General features: G+C 74.3%; 14 protein-coding genes. 5 read left to right on the plus strand and 9 right to left on the minus strand.

Annotation, left to right across the window (positions count from 1 at the left end):
- The first annotated feature begins 78 nt into the window (after positions 1–78).
- The 3 genes from WMF28_RS37275 (at position 79) to WMF28_RS37285 (ending at position 2,247) form a co-directional block, all read left to right on the plus strand.
- On the plus strand, positions 79–603 hold the full coding sequence (locus WMF28_RS37275) for a hemerythrin domain-containing protein (protein WP_437598314.1): 525 nt from the start codon (positions 79–81) through the stop codon (positions 601–603).
- 182 nt (positions 604–785) lie between these two features.
- Positions 786–1,049 (plus strand): hypothetical protein, encoded by a 264-nt coding sequence (locus tag WMF28_RS37280; RefSeq protein ID WP_437598315.1) that lies wholly within the window; start codon positions 786–788, stop codon positions 1,047–1,049.
- A gap of 313 nt (positions 1,050–1,362) precedes the next feature.
- A complete protein-coding gene (locus tag WMF28_RS37285) occupies positions 1,363–2,247 on the plus strand; it encodes a CAP domain-containing protein (protein ID WP_437598316.1) in 885 nt (294 codons plus the stop codon).
- A 15-nt stretch (positions 2,248–2,262) separates the two neighbouring features.
- Here WMF28_RS37285 and WMF28_RS37290 read toward each other — a convergent pair whose 3' ends face one another.
- Both WMF28_RS37290 and WMF28_RS37295 read right to left on the minus strand, forming a co-directional pair.
- On the minus strand, positions 2,263–2,964 hold the full coding sequence (locus tag WMF28_RS37290) for a tRNA-uridine aminocarboxypropyltransferase (protein WP_437598318.1): 702 nt from the start codon (positions 2,962–2,964) through the stop codon (positions 2,263–2,265).
- Positions 2,965–3,127: 163 nt separating this feature from the next.
- Positions 3,128–3,697, minus strand: coding sequence for a hypothetical protein (locus tag WMF28_RS37295; protein ID WP_437598319.1), 570 nt, complete (start codon positions 3,695–3,697; stop codon positions 3,128–3,130).
- A 51-nt stretch (positions 3,698–3,748) separates the two neighbouring features.
- Here WMF28_RS37295 and WMF28_RS37300 point away from each other — a divergent pair, with 51 nt between their 5' ends.
- Positions 3,749–4,270, plus strand: coding sequence for a hypothetical protein (locus WMF28_RS37300; RefSeq protein ID WP_437598320.1), 522 nt, complete (start codon positions 3,749–3,751; stop codon positions 4,268–4,270).
- Positions 4,271–4,385: 115 nt separating this feature from the next.
- Here the strand turns inward: WMF28_RS37300 and WMF28_RS37305 are convergent, their stop codons facing one another.
- From WMF28_RS37305 to WMF28_RS37320, 4 genes are all read right to left on the minus strand, one after another.
- The gene (locus WMF28_RS37305) at positions 4,386–5,582 is read right to left on the minus strand and encodes an alpha/beta hydrolase family esterase (RefSeq protein WP_437598322.1); all 1,197 of its coding nucleotides are present in this window, start codon (positions 5,580–5,582) and stop codon (positions 4,386–4,388) included.
- Positions 5,572–6,570 carry a hypothetical protein gene (locus tag WMF28_RS37310; protein ID WP_437598323.1) on the minus strand — a complete coding sequence of 333 codons (999 nt, stop codon included), beginning with the start codon at positions 6,568–6,570 and terminating at the stop codon, positions 5,572–5,574. The genes WMF28_RS37305 and WMF28_RS37310 overlap by 11 nt, the downstream gene beginning before the upstream one ends.
- Positions 6,571–6,735: 165 nt before the next feature.
- The gene (locus tag WMF28_RS37315) at positions 6,736–12,234 is read right to left on the minus strand and encodes a hypothetical protein (protein WP_437598324.1); all 5,499 of its coding nucleotides are present in this window, start codon (positions 12,232–12,234) and stop codon (positions 6,736–6,738) included.
- Positions 12,235–12,398: 164 nt separating this feature from the next.
- The gene (locus WMF28_RS37320; RefSeq protein WP_437598325.1) at positions 12,399–13,310 is read right to left on the minus strand and encodes a Uma2 family endonuclease; all 912 of its coding nucleotides are present in this window, start codon (positions 13,308–13,310) and stop codon (positions 12,399–12,401) included.
- Between the two features lie 790 nt (positions 13,311–14,100).
- Here WMF28_RS37320 and WMF28_RS37325 point away from each other — a divergent pair.
- Positions 14,101–14,628: a hypothetical protein gene (locus WMF28_RS37325; protein ID WP_437598326.1), complete on the plus strand. Its 528-nt coding sequence runs from the start codon at positions 14,101–14,103 to the stop codon at positions 14,626–14,628.
- A gap of 688 nt (positions 14,629–15,316) precedes the next feature.
- Here WMF28_RS37325 and WMF28_RS37330 read toward each other — a convergent pair.
- The 3 genes from WMF28_RS37330 to WMF28_RS37340 form a co-directional block, all read right to left on the minus strand.
- Positions 15,317–16,240, minus strand: coding sequence for a formylglycine-generating enzyme family protein (locus tag WMF28_RS37330; protein WP_437598327.1), 924 nt, complete (start codon positions 16,238–16,240; stop codon positions 15,317–15,319).
- A gap of 23 nt (positions 16,241–16,263) precedes the next feature.
- Positions 16,264–17,361, minus strand: coding sequence for a PEGA domain-containing protein (locus WMF28_RS37335; protein ID WP_437598329.1), 1,098 nt, complete (start codon positions 17,359–17,361; stop codon positions 16,264–16,266).
- A 221-nt stretch (positions 17,362–17,582) separates the two neighbouring features.
- Entirely contained in the window at positions 17,583–17,987 is a 405-nt protein-coding gene (locus WMF28_RS37340) for a hypothetical protein (RefSeq protein ID WP_437598330.1), read from the minus strand.
- Positions 17,988–18,077 lie beyond the last annotated feature (90 nt).

The raw sequence follows: 18,077 nt of genomic DNA on the forward strand, positions 1-18,077 counted from the left end.
CGAGATCCTCCGCGGCCTTTCGTGAACCCCAAAGACCCGGCCGCGCCGAGGCGCGGCTCGCAGGGTGGAGGCAGGAAGATGAAAGCAACGTCATTGCTCGAGAAGCAGCATCGCAAGGTGGAGTCTCTCTTCAAGCAGCTCGAGGGCGGCAAGTCGGAGCCGGCGCCTTTGCTCGCCGAGCTCGCCAACGAGCTTGTCGCGCACATGGCGATCGAGCAGGAGCGCTTCTATCCCGCCGTGCGGCAGGTCAAGGAGGACCTGATCCTCGAGAGCTACGAGGAGCACGCCATCGCCGAGCTCGCCCTGAAGCGGCTGCTCGCGACGGACCCGGAGGACATCTCGTTCAAGGCTCGCGTGACGACGCTGAAGGAGCTCATTCAGCACCACGTCGAGGAGGAGGAGAAGGAGCTCTTCCCCAAGGTCGAGAAGGCCATCGACGAGAAGCGCCTCACGGAGCTCGGCAAGGCGATGAAGGCGGAGTTCGAGCAGCGGCTGGCCGAGGGCTACGAGGCGCTCCTCCCGGCGGGTTACAAGAAGACATCCGCGGACAGGGCGAGCCACGCGAGGCACGCGAGGCACGCGAACGGCGCGAACCTGGGCTGACGGGGCCAGCTCTGGCGGAGAGCGGGAGCGCGATAGACCGGGGTTGAGCCGCGGAGGCAGGCGAGGGCGCGGGGCGGCGGAGGCCCTGTGCCCTCCCTGCCCTCGCGGCTCTTCTTCTTGTGTTCGCGGCGGCGCGCGGCGCGCCGACCCGGGACCCGCGAGCGGCAGTTCGGCGGTCGACCATGGTGGAAGCAATCGGCTGGATCAGCTCCGTCATCCTCGTCCTGACGGTCGGCAAGCAGGTCCACAAGCAGTGGAAGAGCAAGACGAGCGAGGGTGTTTCCAGGTGGCTCTTCCTCGGCCAGCTGGCCGCCTCGACCGGGTTCGTCGTCTACAGCTGGCTTGTCGGGAACTGGGTCTTCGTGGCGACGAACTCGCTCATGGTGGCGAACGCGCTCGCCGGGGCGCTGATCGTCTTTCTCCAGCGGAGGCGCGGCGCGCCGTGATGGGCGTCGTGGTGCGCTCGTCATCCTCCAGCGGAAGCGGATTGAACCGCCAAGGCGCCAAGGACGCCAAGAGAAGAAGAAAGATCTCTTCTCCTGGCATCTTGGCGCGTTTCTCTTCGCCTCAACCAGTCGGCATTATCCCGCCCGACTGGAATTGAAAGCCGACCAACACACCCCTGTGCGACACCGACGCTTCTCTCCGCACAGAAACGCTGCAAGCTCACCGACTGCGCCTGAACCGCTCTCAGCATGCAAAAGTGCAGCATGATCGGTATACGTTGAGCGTGAATCCAAAGCCTCATAGACTCGGCAGATGCTTGATACTTCGACGCGCTCATGCACCATCGCGCTCGCCGCGACGTTCATTGCCTCTGTGCTGTCGGGCTGCATTGGCGAGCTGGGCAGCGTGCTGACCGAGGGCGAAGAGAGCGGCCCGACGAGCGGCGCCGGTGTCGGCAGCGATAACGGACCGCCGGGCGGCGGGCCGACCACCAGCACCGGCGGCTCGACCGCCGCGGGCGCAGGGGGCAGCGACGGCACCGGCGGCTCACCCGCCGGCGGCACCGGCGGCTCGACCACCGCGGGCGCCGGCGGCAGCGCCGGCTCGACCACCGCGGGCGCCGGGGGCAGCGCCGGCTCGACCACCGCGGGCGCCGGGGGCAGCGACGGCTCGACCACCGCGGGCACCGGGGGCAGCGCCGGCTCGACCACCGCGGGCACCGGCGGCTCCGGCGGCTCCGGCGGCTCCGGCGGCTCCGGCGGCTCACCCGCGGGCGGCACCGGCGGCGGCGGCACCGGCGGCTCCGGCGGCTCCGGCGGCTCGACCGGCGCGGCGCAGCTGTGCGTCGATACGATCAACCAGCACCGCGCCACGCTCGGCTTGCCTCCCCTGGCGCGCTGGAGCGAGGCGGAGTCGTGCTCCGATGGAGAGTCCGAGTCCGACGGGAACGCCAACAAGCCGCACGGCGCGTTCGGCGCTTGCGACGAGCGAGCTCAGAACGAATGCCCCGGCTGGGGCGGCCCCCCCGAATCCATGATCGTCCCGTGCCTGCAGCTCATGTGGGACGAGGGGCCCGGCGAGGATTTCAATGCCCACGGCCACTACCTCAACATGAGCAACACCGAGTACACAAAGGTGGCTTGCGGATTCCACACCTTCCCGGATGGCAGCGTCTGGGCGGTGCAGAACTTCCGGTGACCGGCGCGCGAACGCTCACCCGCTCTCCGAGCCGTCGAGCTCCCGCCCCACGAGGACCTCGGTGCCGTCGCCTTCTCCCCGGCCCGCCGCCCCGTCCTCCAGCTTTCCGGTGAGCCGCACGCGCGTCGCGCGGTGCACCCACACGTCGAACGCCTCCATCATCCGCCGCTCGACCGCCGCGCCATCGAGCACGCCGAGCGCGCGCGCGACGGCCTCCAGCGTCGACAGGGCGCCCTCGCGCGGGGCGCGCCGCAGCCCGTAGCGGCTCGGCGCGCCCTGCGGCAGCGTGACCGGCTCGGCGCCCTGCGCGTCCGCATCGCGGTGAACCGCCCGGCGCGCCTGGTTCCAGCTGCCGTCCGGGACGAGCAACACCACCGGCTCGCCGCGCGCGTCGTCGGGCGAGAGGGCGCGCGCGCCGGGCGACGGGAACAGCACGAGCCGGCGCCCCTCCGGCAGCGGCAGGCGCGGCCGCGGCTCGATCTCGCCGCGCACGCGCACCTCCGCGCCCTCGACAAGGCGCGCGACGAGCCGACCCGTGTTGGTGCTCCTCGTGCGCTCGATCCGGTGGGTGAGCAGCACGACGCGCGTGCGCACCGCGAGCCGGGGCAGCGCGGCGCAGAGGCACATCGATCGCGGCAAACCGCAGCCGCGGCAGCGCGGCGTCCCCCGCGCGCGGATGGGGGGCAGATCGGGCGGCTGCAGCGGGACGAACGTCATCGGCCGAGGACCGGGCGTTCTCCCACGCGCAGGCCTCCCCGGTCAAATGGCCCCGCCCCCCGGCCCGAGGAGCGCCCCCGGAGCGCTCCCGCCGCGGGAAGGCGCGTCGACCCGGCGCCCGGGAACCTCGACGCCCCCCGAGGTGTCATGACACGCATGCTGGTCAGTCTGACCCCGGCTCGCCGTCGAGCCGTCGCGCTCTGCATTCTCGCGCTGAGCGCCGGATGTCACGTGTCGCCCGCGGCCTCGCCGGACGCGCCGCCGGCGCTCCCCTTGAGGGAGCACCGGCGAGAGCGAGGTCCTCAGCATCGGCAACCTCGCCGACCTGGCGCAGGCGGCCGGCGTCGAGAACGGCGCGCTGTTCACGTACCGGCTGGCCGGGGGGCTCCACCTGCGCGCCCACGGCTCGGCGCTCGTCCCCTTCACGCAGCAGGACGTCGAGACGCAGCGGCTCACGTGGTTCGGCGGCGAGGAGGAGCGGGGCCGCAGCGGCGCGCGGCTCGCGAACACGACCCGGCAGACGCTGCCCGCGGGGCCGATCGCCGTCTACGAGGCGAGCGGCTTCGCCGGGGAGACGGCGCTCCCCCGCCTCAAGCCGGGCGAGCGCGCGTTCCTCCTGTTCGGCGCCGATCTCGACGTCGAGCTCCTCGCAGCCGACCGGCGCGCGGAGGACGTCACGCAGAAGCTCGTCTTCCAGGGCGAGGCCCTGAAGGAGCACTTCGTCCGCAAGCACAGGCGCAGGTACGCGGTCGAGAACCGCGGCGGCCAGGAGCGGCGCGTCTACGTGGCGCTCGACATCGTGAAGAACGCCAGCGTGCGCGGCTTCGACGAGGTCGACTTCGACGAGGCGAGCGAGAAGCCGCTCGGCGTCCTGCGCGTCGCGCCGCGGAGCAAGCTGGAGCGCGAGGTGACCCTCGACGAGGCGCTCCAGCGCTCGGTCGGCGTGCGCTCGCTGTCGGCGCGCGTGCTGCGGGAGAAGTCCGACCTCGCCGCGCTGTCCGCCGCGGACCGCCTCACGCTGGGCGCCGCGGCGAGGCTGTTCGAGGACGTCGAGCGGACCGACAAGGAGACGGCGGCCAAGCGCTCGAGCATCGACCGGATCGAGAGCGATCTCGCGCGCTTGCGCGAGCACCTCGAGGCGCTCGGCGACAAGAGCGGCTCGCCGGCGGGCGCGAATCCGCTGGTCGTCCGCATCCTCGCGCTGGAAGACGAGCTGTCCGGCGCCCGGCGCCGCGTCGAGCAGCTCGGGGCGCAGCGCGAGGCGCGCCTCGCGGCCGTGAAGGGCGAGCTCGAGCGGCTCCGTTGATGAGGGAGGTCACGCCGTGCGTGCCGTTCTGAAGGGGGCACCGATCCGCTCGAAGAGCGAGAATGAACCCCAGAGGACACAGAGGAGAGGCAGGGAAATGTCGTCCGTTACGCGCTCACGGCAGCGAATGCCGCTTCAGCGTGGCCCACCCGATCTCGGGGCTCCCCCAGGCCATGCCGCCGCCCTGCGTTGTGCACAGCGTCACCTCCGCGCCGCCCGCGCAGCTCGAGTAGGTCGAGCAACCGTTGCTGTCCGCCGCGCTCGGGGTTCCCGTGCACCGGTTCAGCTCGGCCCACCGCTCGAAGGTGCCGACGGCGCCGAGAAAGGTGATGTTCGCGCCGTTCGGCGCCTGCTGAGCTCCGCCCTCGTAGGGCACCAGCACGTCCGCGGTACCCCGGAACGAGATCTCGGTCACCGGCCGCGCCGGCTGGCAGGGCTGCTCCGACTCGGCCAGAAGGTCGAAGGCGCTGGGAGCGACTCCGGCAAAGACGTCCGCCGCGTTGCAGGCCAGGTGGTAGGCCATCCCGCCGCCGTTCGCGACGCCCACGGCATAGACCCGCTTGACGTCGACGCACGCCTCCGTCTGGACTTGCTGGACCAGGGCACGCGCGAACCCCACGTCGTCGACGTCGCGTGACGTCGTGCAACACGGACCGATGTTCCACGCGCCGTCGATGCCCTGCGGCCACGCGACGATGAATCCTTCGCTCTCGGCGAGCTCGCGGTACCCCGAGGCCTCGGCCTCCGCCGCCGGGGTCCCGCCGAGCGTATGGTAATCGAGCACCAGCGGCATGGGGCTCGCCCCCGTGTAGCTCGCAGGGAGGCGAACGACGTAGCTGCGGGTCGTGTCCCCGACCGTCACCGTGCGGTCGTTGTCGCCGGGCGCGAGGGTGGTGACCGGGCAGGCGGTCGCCGTGCCGCCACCGCCGGGCGCTCGGCAGAAGCCGCCCTGGCAACGGAACGGCGCGCCGCCCGGCTCACCGAGCGACTCGCAGGCGGCATCATCGCTGCAGGAGAGATCGCAGAACGCAGCGCTCTCGGTCGCGGCGCACGCCGCCTCGGTAGGCCGCTCCGCCACGGCCACGCACTCGGCGCCGGAGGCGAGCCCCGTGCATTCGTCGGCGACCGAACAGGCGCGCGTGCAGACGCCGCAGATGCAGGCGAGACCGTCCCCGCAGCTGGCATCGCAGCTCGTGAGAAAGTTGGTCTCGCTCCCGGTTTGAGGGCCCACGCCCTTGCAGGCCGGGGCCAGCAGCGCCGCGCCCGTCACGCCCGCGAGGAGGCACGCCGTCGCGACCCCACTAGGCCTCATCGCCGCCCCCCATGTCCTGCTGGATCAAGCACTGTCCGACGTACAGCACGACCTGCGTGTACCTGTCCGGCGTCTCGTGCGTCGCGTTGAATGCTTCGATCTGCTCGCGCAGCTCGACAAGCTGGGCGCGCAGGCGCCCCAGCGTCTCGTAGGCCCGCTGTTCGTGCGGATGGCCGGGCCACACGTCGAGGGTATAGGTGCTCCCCCCGACGCGGTCGGCGAGGCCGGGCGCGGTGCGATCCTCGCGCAACCGGCACAGGATGGTCTTCACCATCGCCTGGTAGTGATCGAAGATCGCCGCCTCCCACCCCACGGGCGAGCCGAGCAGCACGTAGAGGCTCGCGGCGCTGTACGTCGCTCCGGCATCTTCACCGGTCCGCTCGACTCGCGCCGATTCCACCAGGCGCTTCAGGGCGCCATCGAGCTCCGAACGATCGATGTGCGTCCGCTGCGCCAGATCGTCGCGCGTGAGCGGGCCCTCCCGATAGATGATCGCCACGACGAGCTCGTCCACGCCCTCGCCGGAGCGAATCGCGCGAAGCGCGCCGAGCTCGTCGTCGGACACCGCGCGATACACCACCTGAGCTCCCTGCCCCGCCTGGAAGATCAGGCGGCTCTCGCAGAGGTCGAAGAGCACCCCGCGCAGCAGGACATCATCCTCGGCGGCGAACGCCCGCAGGATCTCGGCCCGCGGCGTGATCCCCCGGCGGCGGATGTGGTCCAGCACGGCCTCCCAGAGCGAGCGGCCGCGCTCGACCGAGCTCTCGGTGATCCGCCGGACCCGTCGCTGATAGCTCCGGAGCCCCATGCCGAACATGTCGGCGCCCACCTTGCGGCTGACTCCCTGTCGCTCGAGCTCGGTCGCCAGGTCCTGGAACACCTGGTCCGCGAGCTGGGCCAGCGGGGCACGCCAGCCCCCCGAGGTCGCCAGCTGAGCGATGAGGACAGTGGTCTGGCGAACGATTGCCTGAATCAGCTCGACTGTCATACGTTCCGGCGAGAAACCTCGTAGCTCGCCGAGAGTATCGTGGCGCCGGACAGCTGGGGGAGTGACAAACTCGACGCCCCCGGGGCGCGGGGAGGGGTCGACGCCGTCTCCGCCGGCTGCGCAAGACCACGTGGACTGCACGCCTGGTCTACTTCACGACATGTCTCATGGGTCTTCCCACGAGGGCTCGACCGCGGGCCGCTCCCGCTCGATGCTCCCGCTCCCCTCCTCCTGCCGGTCACGGAACGGGGTCGCGCGCGGCGGGAAGTCGCGGAGGCCGCGGCCGGCGGTGGTGTCGTAGCGGGCGAAGAGCAGCGCCGAGAGGCGGGGGGACGTCTCGGCGGGGCTCGGGATGTCGAACAGGAACGTCCCTTCAGCGCCCAGGGACACGCGGTGTCCGCGCGAGAGCCAGCTCCAGAACGTGAGCCCCGCGGTGAACGCGTCACGCAGGAACGCCTCGTCGCGCGTCTCGTTCTCGGGCCGGTAGCTCGCCAGCCAGCCGAGCTGGATCCACGGGAACAGCCCGCGGCCGGGGAGCAGATCGAGATCGAGCGTCGCGTCGATGCGGTCGAGCGTCGACGGCACCGGGCTCAGCCGCAGCGACGTGCCCGCCGTGACGAGCGCGTCGACGAACGGCCGGTGCCGCAGGCGCGCGCCGAGCGAGGCCTGGGTCCGGTGCTCGGCGGCGTACGGGGTGAAGATGTCCTTGTCGGCGCCCGGGAAGCCCCGGAGCGACTCGTCGACCGCGAGCAGCGTGAAGCCGGCCCAGGGCGAGAGCGTGAGCTCGCCCAGCGGGACCGACCAGAACGCGCTCGCGCTCGCCCTGCCACCCAGCGCGCCCCCGGCGCCCGGCTGGAGGACGAGGCGACCGCTCAGCGCGACGCCGGGGACCCAGCCGCTCGAGCCGAGATCGAAGCGCGCCTCGGCGCCGAAGCTCTCCGGCCCGTCGCGCAGGCGCCCGAACCCCGCGGCCGCGACCCAGGCGCGCCGCTCGATGAGCTCGCGGTGCACGTCGACGCCGAGCTCGAGGAAGCGGAGCGGCAGGCGGAGATCTTCCTCCGTGAGCTCGCTGTCGACGAGGCGCGCGTAGGCGCCGACGGAGAGCGGCCCCACGTCCGGGTCCTCTCCCACCGGGGGCGCCGGCCGGAGCGGCTCGTCGGCGGGCGCGAAGGGCGCGGGCGACGGCGGCGCGGGCGGCGGCACGCGCGGGCGAGGCGCGCCGGCGGCGACGGCGAGCTCGACGCGGAGCAGCGCCCTGCCGCCGGGCGAGGCGACGCGCAGCACGTGCGGGCCCTCGGGGAGGACGGCGACGCGGGACTCGACCTCGCCGCCGAGCCAGAAGAACGGCTCGCGCGTGACGCCCAGGCGGCGCGCCTCGCGGTCCTCGGAGGCGTCGAGCGCGATCGTCCCCTCCTCCAGCGCGTCGGGGGAGGCCGCGCCGGGCGCGCCGGGGGGGGCCGCACCGGGGGGACCGCTGTCGGCCGCGACGTCGAGCGGTGTCACCGAGAAGCGCAGCTGGCCGGCGGGCGTGGCGGCGGCGACCTCGGGATGGCAGGCCGGGTCGCCGCCGTCCGCGAGCGCGGCGCGCGCGCGGGGCGTGGCGGCGCACTCGTAGGCGGCGCGGGCGCGGATGCGCACCACCGTCGGGCCGACGAACGCGAGCTCCAGGGGGCGGGCCGGGTCGATGTCGTTCCAGGTCGAGAGGACGCGGCCCGAGTAGGGCTGCGCTGCACCGGCCGCCGTCGCGCGGATCCAGCCGAGGACGCTCCGATCCGCCGGAGGCCGCGCCTCGATGCGGTGGCTGCCCCTGGGCACCTGCACGACGCAGCGGCCGGTCATCGGCGCGGACGCAGCCGTCGGCGCCGACGCCGCGGAGCACGCGACCGGCGCGCCGTCGAGCGTGATCGAGAACGCGCAGGGGGTCTCCTCGCGGTCGAGCGCCCGGCAGACGCCGTCGAGCACGATCGCGCCCGGGGCGGCGCGGTCGAGCCGGAACTCGGCGCGCGCGCCGTCGGTGATGAGGAGCGACGCCTCCGGCGCGTCGACGAGCGCGCGGCGCACCCGCACGCGGAGCGGCAGATCGCGCTCGGCCCTGGCCCGGATCTCGAGCGTGGCGGTGCCGGCCGTGGCGTCGGCGCGCGGCGGCACGGCCCAGCCGGTCGCCGGCGCCAGCCGCGCGAGGGCGGCCGGCGGGAGCTGGAGCGGCGGCGACGTCGCGGCCGGCGCGGAGCCGGCGGGAGGCGCCGCGCCCGGGGCGGCAAGCGCGGTGTTCCCGGAGGACGCCGGCGCCGCGCCCTGGCCCGCGTCGGCCTCGCGGGCGGCCGCCTGCACGGCGAGCTCGGCGAGCGCGAAGGCGCGCAGGGTGAGCAGGCGATCGGGCGCCGGCGCGGCGGCGGCCACGTCGGTGGCGAGGTTCGCGGCGCGGGAGAGCGCGGCGGAGGAGCCGTGGGCGAGCCCGATCCGGGTGAAGGCGTCGGCGGCGATCCGCGCCTCGCCGGAGCGCTCGGCGAGGAGGCCGAGCAGGAGCGCGTCCGCGCCCGAGCTGCCGCCCGCGGGGCCGGCGAGCAGCGCGACGCCGCGCCGCGGGTCGCCGGCGATGCCGGCCGCGCGCGCGGTAGCGAGGGGCGCGCGGTCGTCGGGCAGCGGGAGCGGCGGCACGCGCGCGAGCAGGCCGAGCGCGACCGCCGGCGGGCTGCCCGGCGGCAGGGCGAACACGGTCGACGGCGGCGCGCCCGCGGCCGGCGCGCCGGGGAGCTGCCCGGCGTCCCCGAGGTCGTCCTCGGCGGCGCGATCGAGCGCGGCGAGCGCCGGGAAACCGAGCACATCGAGCGCCTCGGATCGCTGCGCGTGGAGCGGCGCGCGGGCAGCCGAAGGCGCGGCGCGGAGGGCGCGCGTGGCGCTCCGGATTTGATCGAGCGTGCCGTCGACGGGCGCGCCGGGCGGCGGGCGCGCCGGCCTGACGACGCGCGGCGCGGCGGGCGCGGCAGGGTGCAGGCGCACGGCGGCGCGGAGCAGCGCCGGCGCGGCGGTCTCGACGCGCAGCTCGCCCGCGCCGACGGGGACCGGGATCTCGATGGATCCCGTGGCGCCCGCGCGCACCCAGGCCTCGTGGACGACGGCGCCGGCGCTCACGCGCAGCACGCGCGCTGCGCCGCCGGCTGCGGGCGGCGCGCCGGCGCCTGCGGGCGGCGCACCCGTGCCTGCGGGCGGCGCGCCGGCGCCTGCGGACGGCGCCCCCGTGCCTGCGGGCGGCGCCCCCGTGCCTGCGGGCGACGCGCCGGCGGCCTGAGGAGCTCCCCCCGTGGCGCCTTGCCCTTGCGCTCCGGGCGCTCGCGCCGCCTCGCTCATCACGGCGGCCGGCGCGAGGACGACGCGCGCCACCGTGGCGCGCTCCGGGTCGGGGAGCGCGAAGGTCACGGCGCCATCGACCCGGGCCCACTGCACGATCTCGCGCAGCGACCGGCAGGGAGCTCGCCCGCTGCGCGGGATGCGCGCGAGCACCGGCGGCGCGTCCGCCGGCCGCTCGAAGGTGCGCACCCCGGGCGCCACCGCGACGACCGAGGTGAGGCCGGCGCCGCCGTGCACCGCGGCCGGCGTGCCGTCGATGAGCACCGACGACTCGCGGACCACCTCGCTCGCGGCGCTCCGGAGGAGCACCCGCGCGTGGGCGCCCGGCGGCGCCTCGACGTCGAGCTGCGCGCGCGGGGCGTCGAGGAGCGTCCAGCGGAGCCCGGACGCCGCGTTCGCCTCGCAGAGCGCGTCCGCGGCGGCGCGCTGCGATGCGCCGGCTCCCCCGGGCGGCGGCGCGTCGCGCGGCGGCGCGATCGAGCTCCACGCGATGACGCCCTCGGGGATCTCGAGCGTGTCCCACGGGGCCTCGCGCGCCCAGGCGGTGCGCGCGAGCGGCGCCGCGCTCTCGATGTCGCCGTGGCCGAGCGCGTAGCGCTCCGCGAGCGGCGCGCCCGCTGGCCGGCGGCCATCGAGCGGCGGCGACAGGGCTGCGCCCAGCGCGGACACGGCCGCGGCGTCGTCCGGGTGCGCGCGGTCGCCGGCGCGCTCGCGCGGCGCGGCCGCCCCGGCGGGGCTGGACCGGGGCGCGGCCCCGGCGCCGGTGCTCGCGCGCGCCGCCCCCCCGGCGGCCCCCGACCAGGGCGCGGCCCCGGCGCCTGGGTCGGCGTGCGCCGCGGCGAGCCGCGCGAGGGCGGCGCGCTGAAGGGGAGCGGCGCTCGCCGCCGGCACGCCCTGCGCCGCCGCGTAGGCCTGCGCTGCGCGCGCGAACGCCGCGGCGGGAGAGGGCGCCCACCGGACCGCCTCGGCGAGGAGCAGCGCCCGGAGCGGCGGCGGCACGGCGGGCCGGGCTGCGAGATAACGCGCGGCCTTCGCGGCGTCCGGCGCGGCGGCCCGATCTGCGGCGGCGAGGAGCCGCGGCGCCTCGGCGTGGGCCGCGCGATCGCCGGCCGGCTCGCGCTGCGCCGCGCGATCGAGCAGCGCGGCGCGGTCGCGCTGCGGCGCGAGGAGCTCGGCGACGCCGGCGCGTTGCCGGTACCCGCCGGCGGCGACGGCGATCTCTCCCTCGACGACGTCGACGGTCGCCGCGCGCGCGTCGACCGGCAGCGGCACCCGGATCCACCGCGGCTCTCGCCAGCGCGCGGCGTCCGCGAGCCGCGGCCCGGTGCGCCAGGCGATCTCGCGCACGACGGCGCCGCCGGCGCGGATCACGACGCGCGTCGCCCCGTAGGCGCGCGGCCGGAGGGCGATGCGCAGCACGTCCGCGCCGGGCGCGTGGAGCCCGAGCCGCGCCCCGGCCCCGAGCGAGCGCCATGGCGTGGCGCGCTCGACGGCCGGGAGATCGGGACCTGCGCGGCCTCCGCGCAGCTCGACCTCCCGCGCGATGAAGTAAGGCTCGACGAGCGGCCGGAGGAGCAGCGATTCCTCGAGGTAGCGCGCGGTGAGCCATGCGGCCGCGGCGGGCGCGAGGCGCGCGGAGGCCGGCGCGGCATGCGCGCCCGCGGCGCCCGGCGCCGACAGCGCGGCGCGCGCGGCGTCGACCCACCGGAGCAGCGCGCCCGCCTCGCCCGGCGCGGTGGCCGGCGCGGGCGCGCGGCCGCCGAGCCACGCGGCGACGTCCTCGTCGAGGCGGTACCAGGCGAGCGGCGCGCTCTCCCGCGCCGCGACCCGCACCGCGACCGGCGAGCTCTCCGCGCCGCGCGGGACGGCCGCGCGCACGGCGACGAAGCGCGCGCTCGACCAGGCCGGCACCGCGACGTCGCGCGCCCCCCCCTTGAGCGGGGGCAGCGGCATCCACGTGATCACGTCCGGCGTGTCCCCGACGCCGGAGCCGAGGCCGATGCCCGCGACCTCTCCGCGCACCTCCAGCCGGTCGCCGGGCTCCACGGGCACGAGGAGCAGCTGCTGTAGGGTGAGCGCGACCGGCCTGGTCGGGTCGGCTGCGACGGGCGCGGCGCGCGTCCCTTCCGGAGCAGGCGCGCCCTGCTCCGGGCCATCCGTCCACGAGACGACCCGCGCGCTGTCGGGTGTCACCCAGGCGAGCGGCTCTGCGGCCGCGGCCTCCCGTGCGCCCGGGGCCATGCCGAGGGCGAGCGCGAGCGCCGCGCCGAGCAGCGCGCGGCGGGCGGCGGACGCGGCCAAGGCGTCGAGATCCACGGCGATTACCCTTGCACCATGCCCACCGTGCGCCCCGTGCGCCGTGAGCTATCGGGCTAACCGATTTCCGGCATCGAGCGCAAGCGCGCCATCGACGAGCGCGCGGCGCGCCCCTCGCGGTGGCGGGGCGCGCCGCACTCGCTGTAGGGGCAGCTCTCCGGGCGTTAGGGCAGGGGCCAGCGCCGCTCGCGCTTCAGCCGCTCCAGCAGCGCTGCGAGGGCCGTCCCGTCGAGCTCGATGAGCGACGCCTCGTCGCTGGGCGACAGCGTGATGCCGAGCACGTCGCACACGTCCCTCACGGCCTGCTGGAGACCCTCTTTGCGTCCCTCGCGGAGGCCTCTGTCGCGGAGCGACTCCAGGCTCGCGTGGCCCTCGCGCTGCAGCAGGTTGGTGAGTGTGGCCTGCTGGGCTGCGGCCCGCTCGTAGAGCGCCTCGACCTGCAGCGGGTTCTGCAGCACGCCGGGCGCGTGCAGCAGCTCTCCCGGGAGCGCGCGCCGCGGCGGCGCGCCGGGCGCGTGCACCTCGACGTGGCGCGGGGCTTCGAGGCGGACCACCCAGACCCAGCGCGTCCCGGCGGCCAGGAGGTCGTGGATCTTCTGCGCGAGGCTCGCCTCGTCCTCGCCGAGGTCGGCGTACTCGATGGCGAGCGCCGGCGCGCCCGCCACCCAGCCCGGCGACTCGGGCACGTTGCCCACGGCCACGTGCGGCGCGCGCAGCTGCTCGGGCGCGGGGCTGTAGCCCGTGTCGACGCCCGCCTCGCGGACGGCGGGATCCCACGCGACGACCGCGCCGCCGAGCAGGTGGGCGACCGAGGCGCGTCCGCCGCTGGGCGAGCAGAAGATGGGGTGTCCGTGCGACAGCTCGTACGGGTCGCCTGGCCGGACCTGAGCGGCGCGGAACGGCCCGCGCGGATCGGGGCGCCCGGCGGCGAGGTCCGGCGCCGCGGTGTCGGGGCGAGGCGGGGGCGCCGTGGCCGGCGCGGGATCGAGGTGGACCGGCGCGGGGGCGCGGGTCGGTGCGGGGTCGGGCGGAGGGGCGAGGAGCTCTGGAGCTTGCACGGGATATTTGGGTCGCATGCAGTGGATTCCGGGCTCCCCGGAGGGCTGGTCACGGTTTCGCCCTCCGGCGGGCTCGGCGGGGTGCTGACGGGCAGCGGGCAGGGGCGCGATGCACAGGATTGGGGTGGCCCCATGACCCTGCGAAAAACGCCGTCAGGTGGCCCCATGAGGCTGCGAGCTGACACAGACGCCGAGTCAGACCGAACGGAACTTTTCGGCGACGCTCCCCTCGGAGAAGCGGGCATCGTGATGGCTCTCGAGGTCGACGAGGGGGGGTGACAGATCTGTCCAAGGGGGGCGACGACGATCTCGCCGTCTATTCGCGCGGGTCGCAGCGGCAATAGAACAAGGACGGTCGGACGCGAGCCGAGGGTCCTCGCAGGTCCTGACCAACGCCCCCTAACAGAAGGTGACGACGATGAATTCTCCTGTTCTTTCCTATCGATTGCTGGCCCGCTGCGCTCTCGGGATAGCCGCGCTCTGCCTCGGAGCTTGCGCTTCGGAAGGTGCCCCGGACGACGGTTCGGGGTCGGGAGGCGCCGCGACCGGAGGGACGACGGGCACCAGCGGTCCCGCGACCGGAGGTTCGACGGGTGGTGGGACAGGTGTCGGAGGCGCCAGCACCAGCGGAGCGAGCTCGGGAGGAGCCCTGAGCGGCGGCACCGGCGGAGGTGGCACCGGTGGCGCAGGCGAGGGCGGAGCAGCGACGGGTGGCCATGCGACAACGAGCAGCAGCGCCGGAACGGGTGGAGGGGGTGACGACCTGCCTCCGACGGGAGAGAACTCGGTCGCGTACACTGGCTGCTCGATGGCCAACAACATCGGCACTGGCTACAAGCGCGTTGGCGGCAAGGTCATGTGGAACGCTGACAGCTATCAAACGGGGGCCATGGTGGTCCAGAACTGGACGAACCCCAACAGCTCTTCCTGGCAGCTCTTCGACCGGAAGATGGAGTCGATTGGAGGGAAAGACGTCGTCAAAGCCATCATGGTGCAGATCTGCATCTTGTCCCAGAAGGCGACCGACACAGAGCTCCGTGACATGGTCAACGCGGCGCGCCAGCACGTCAACCCGGGCACGCATATCTACATCGTGGGTCAGCCAGTCTACAATGCAGGACACGACTGCTTCATCGCGGGAGCAGGCGGCGCCGACTGGACTGACATGAAGGCACGAGAGCTGGCCAACGACTCGACGATCAACGAAAACATGAGCTACCTCGGGAAGTTCATCCTCGACAATGACGCGGGCGAAGTCAGCGACGGCTGCCACGCCAGCAGCCCGAAGGGCGAGGACGTGCTGGGAGAGCAGGCAAAGGCATTCTTCGGGGGCTGATCGGAGCACAGGCCGAGCGAAACCGAGCTGCGATGTCGACGGGCGCGCGCCATGCGTACGGGCGCGCGCTCCGGTGGCGAAGCCCCGTGGCGAAGAGGGTCGATGATGAGGCGCTTCAATGGACGAACCGTGACGTCGCTTGCCCGTCGTTACCACACCGTCGGCATCGCGCTTTTCGGGCTGCTGCTCTCGGCAGGTTGCACCTGCGGAGGCGATGAAGGGACCGCGGCGGGCGAGTGTCTGGATTGCGGGTGGCGCCGATGTGGTTCCGGACATCACCGGTTCGACCCCCCTCGGGACACCGGAAACGGCCGCGAGAGACCGGTTCGACCCCCCTCGGGACACCGGAAACGGTCGCGAGGGACCGGTTCGACCCCCCTCGGGACACCGGAAACGGCCGCGAGAGACCGGTTCGACCCCCCTCGGGACACCGGAAACGGTCGCGAGGGACCGGTTCGACCGCCATCAGGGCACCGGAAACGGTCGCGAGGGACCGGTTCGACCGCCTTTCCGAGCTGGCAACGGGCGGCGGGTACGACCTGGATGGTCTTCGCTCTGCCCGTGCTCCCGCTTTGACTTTGCCGCAGGCGCACCTGGCCAGTGATCTCAGCCGCGTGCCCATGTGGCGGCCAGGCTGCCTACTAGCCCTGTCCGATGTACCGGCAGGAGCGCTGATGCAGTGAGCCCGCTACTCGTCTCGCGCGCAGCGGAGACCGTAAAAGGACAACGTCCTCTCCGGCAGCTCGCCGATGCGGTACGTCGGGCTGAGCGTCTCCTCGGTGTGAGAGAACGCTCCTCCGCGGGAGCCCCTCCCGAAGCCTCCGTCGCTCAGGGCCGCGCAGTTGCTGCACGCCCCCGTCAGATCGGCGTGGTAATCGAGGACCCACTCGAACAAGCTCCCCGCCAGATCGGCCTGCTCCCATCTCCCGTCCCCCGCCGGGGACTTGGACCCGACACCCGGGATCGGGCACACCGTCGTCGTGGTCTCGCAGCCGAACACGGCCAGCTCCTGGCTCGGGGCCTCTTCTCCCCACGGGTAAGCCCGATGCTGGTTTCCCCCGACGGCAGCGTAGTTCCACTCCGCCTCCGTGGGCAGCCGGCCCTCATCCCAGGCGCAGAAGGCGAACGCGAGATACCAGCTCACGCAGTTGATGGGCGCCGCCTCATTGCCGGTGGGCTCGTCGGTCCACGTCCGGAAATTGGCGTCGCACTGGAGCGACGCCCGCAGCTCGCCCTTCCCCGCGGGCAGCTTCGCGTCCCATTCCGGGTCCCAGCCGCTGCCCTGGATGAGCGGGTGCGCGCCCGCGCCCGCCTTCGGCCGGGCCGCCGGATACCCCTCCACGAACTGCCGGAACCGCCCCACCGTCACCTCGAAGCGATCGAGGTGAAAATCGGCCACCGTGGCCGGAAAGCCCGCGTCGTTCAGGCGGTTGAACTGGCCGCCCACCACCTCGCTCTCCGCGCAGCAGCTCTCGCCGGCCTCCGGACCGCAGCTGGGCGCGACCTGTTCGCAGCGCGGCAGGACGAACACGTTCGGCTCCACGTCAGGGATGCACGCGCCCCCGGCGACCAGCGAGATCGCGATCGCGGCCAGAGACCTGAAGAAATGCATTCGCACGCCCTCCCCTGTGCGCATCAGAAGCTCCCGGAGATGCTGGCGCCGGCGCCGGACGGCGCGATCCAGGGCAGCGCGACGGCTCCCTGCGCCGGCGCAGACTCCTTGTCGCCGTCCGACCGGACGATCCCGTAGACCGCAACCCCCATCGCCACGAGCCCCGCGCCGCCGAGGCCGACGAAGAGGCCGAGATCGCGGTTCTTGCGCGCATTGTCGGCCGCGAAGTCATAGCCGGGCTTGCAGTACGTCCCGCCCGGGACCTCGCGGCAGCTCTCGCGCAATGCGCTGATCGCGGACAGATCATCGATCAGGAACCCGACCGACGCGCCGACCAGGGCGATCCCGGCGGCCCCCGAGGCCCAGGCCCAGGCCGGGACGCCCCCGCCCCCCGGCGCTTCGCTCGCCTTCGCGGGCGCCGCCGCGGCCCCGGCCGCGGCCACCGGCCGCAGCGTGAGCGCGACCGTCTCCGTCTGGCCCTCCGCGAGCGTGATCGCGCGGGCCTCCGTCTGGTGCCCGGGGGCGCTCGCGCGGATCTCGTGCGGGCCTGGATCGATGGGCAGCGGCTCGCCCAGCGCGGCCGCCGGGAGCGTCGTGCCGTCGCGCTGCACCTCCACGCCGGAGGGCGCGCGCTCGACCACGATGCTGAGCTTCGGCATGCGCGGCTCGAGGGCCGCGATCTCCTTCTGCGCGATCTCCTCGAGGCTCCGCCGCCGCTGCTCCCCCGCCGTCTCGCGGTTCAGGACGAGGGCGCGATTGTAATCGTGCCACGCCGTCGCGAGCTTGCCTTCGCGCTCGTGGCACCGCGCGAGGTTGATCATGGTGCTCGCGGAGGGGTTGAGCGCGAGGCTCGCCTCGAACTTCGGGCACCCCGCCGCATAATCGCCCTTGTCGACCAGCGCGCGCGCGGCCTTGAAGAGCGCCTCGGCGGCCACCGGGTCACGCGCGGGCTCCTGCGCGCGCGCCGCCGAGCCGCCGAGAATGACCGCCACGGCCGACGCGAGCCCGGCGACAGCGCTCATGCCCGGCGCGCGGCCCGCACCACGGCGGGTGTCGGCGAGTTGGAGGCTCGGCGCCGCGAGGAGGCCTCTCCCGAGCGGGCTCGTTGTCGTTTCCGCCATGTGTGCTCGTTCCGCTGCGGCGACCCCGGGGCCGCGCGGGGAAACCCTACAGCAAACGCCGCCGAATCACCAACCGGCCAATGATCCAGCGAGGTTTCGCTTGACGCGAAGAGCCCCGTCCGCGAGGAAGACGTCGGCGAGGTGAGCGGCTTGCCGCCTCTGCGAGCGCCAGCAAAGTGCGTGCCCGCCGCCCCCGCTCGGCCACAGAAAGTGGAGCAGCGTCAGAGATCCCCACGCTCCGCGCGTTCCAGGAGCGCGAACAGATCCGCGCGCCGACCGACCGCGCCGACGAGCTCGCGCTTCAGTCGCTCCGCCGTGACCACGCGATAACCGCCCTTCACGATGCGGGACGCCGGCAGCTCGCCCACGATGCACGCCAGGAGGCGCGGCGGGCCCGGCCAAGGGCGAATCAGGACGGTATCGCGGTGAGGCTCGGCGCTGACGAGCCCAGCCGCGGCGAGGCGGTCGAGCGGTGCGGTGTCGAGCAGGTAGGCCTGGACGTCTTGGCTCGAGAGGAAGCCATGCCCGCGCGAGAGGCGCATCGCCGTGTCGAGCGCGAACGCCGCGTCATCGCGTAACGCATCGATGACGGTCTCCCGGTCAGCAACCATGACGCGCGCCGCCAACGTGCCCTCGAGGCGAAAGGCGATGGGGACGATGCCAACCATCCGATTCCATAGGGGGCCAGCGAGCTCGCGCTGGAGGCGCTCCCTGCG

Origin of the sequence: Sorangium sp. So ce590, from assembly GCF_051521365.1 — a bacterium.
Lineage (GTDB): Bacteria > Myxococcota_A > Polyangia > Polyangiales > Polyangiaceae > Sorangium.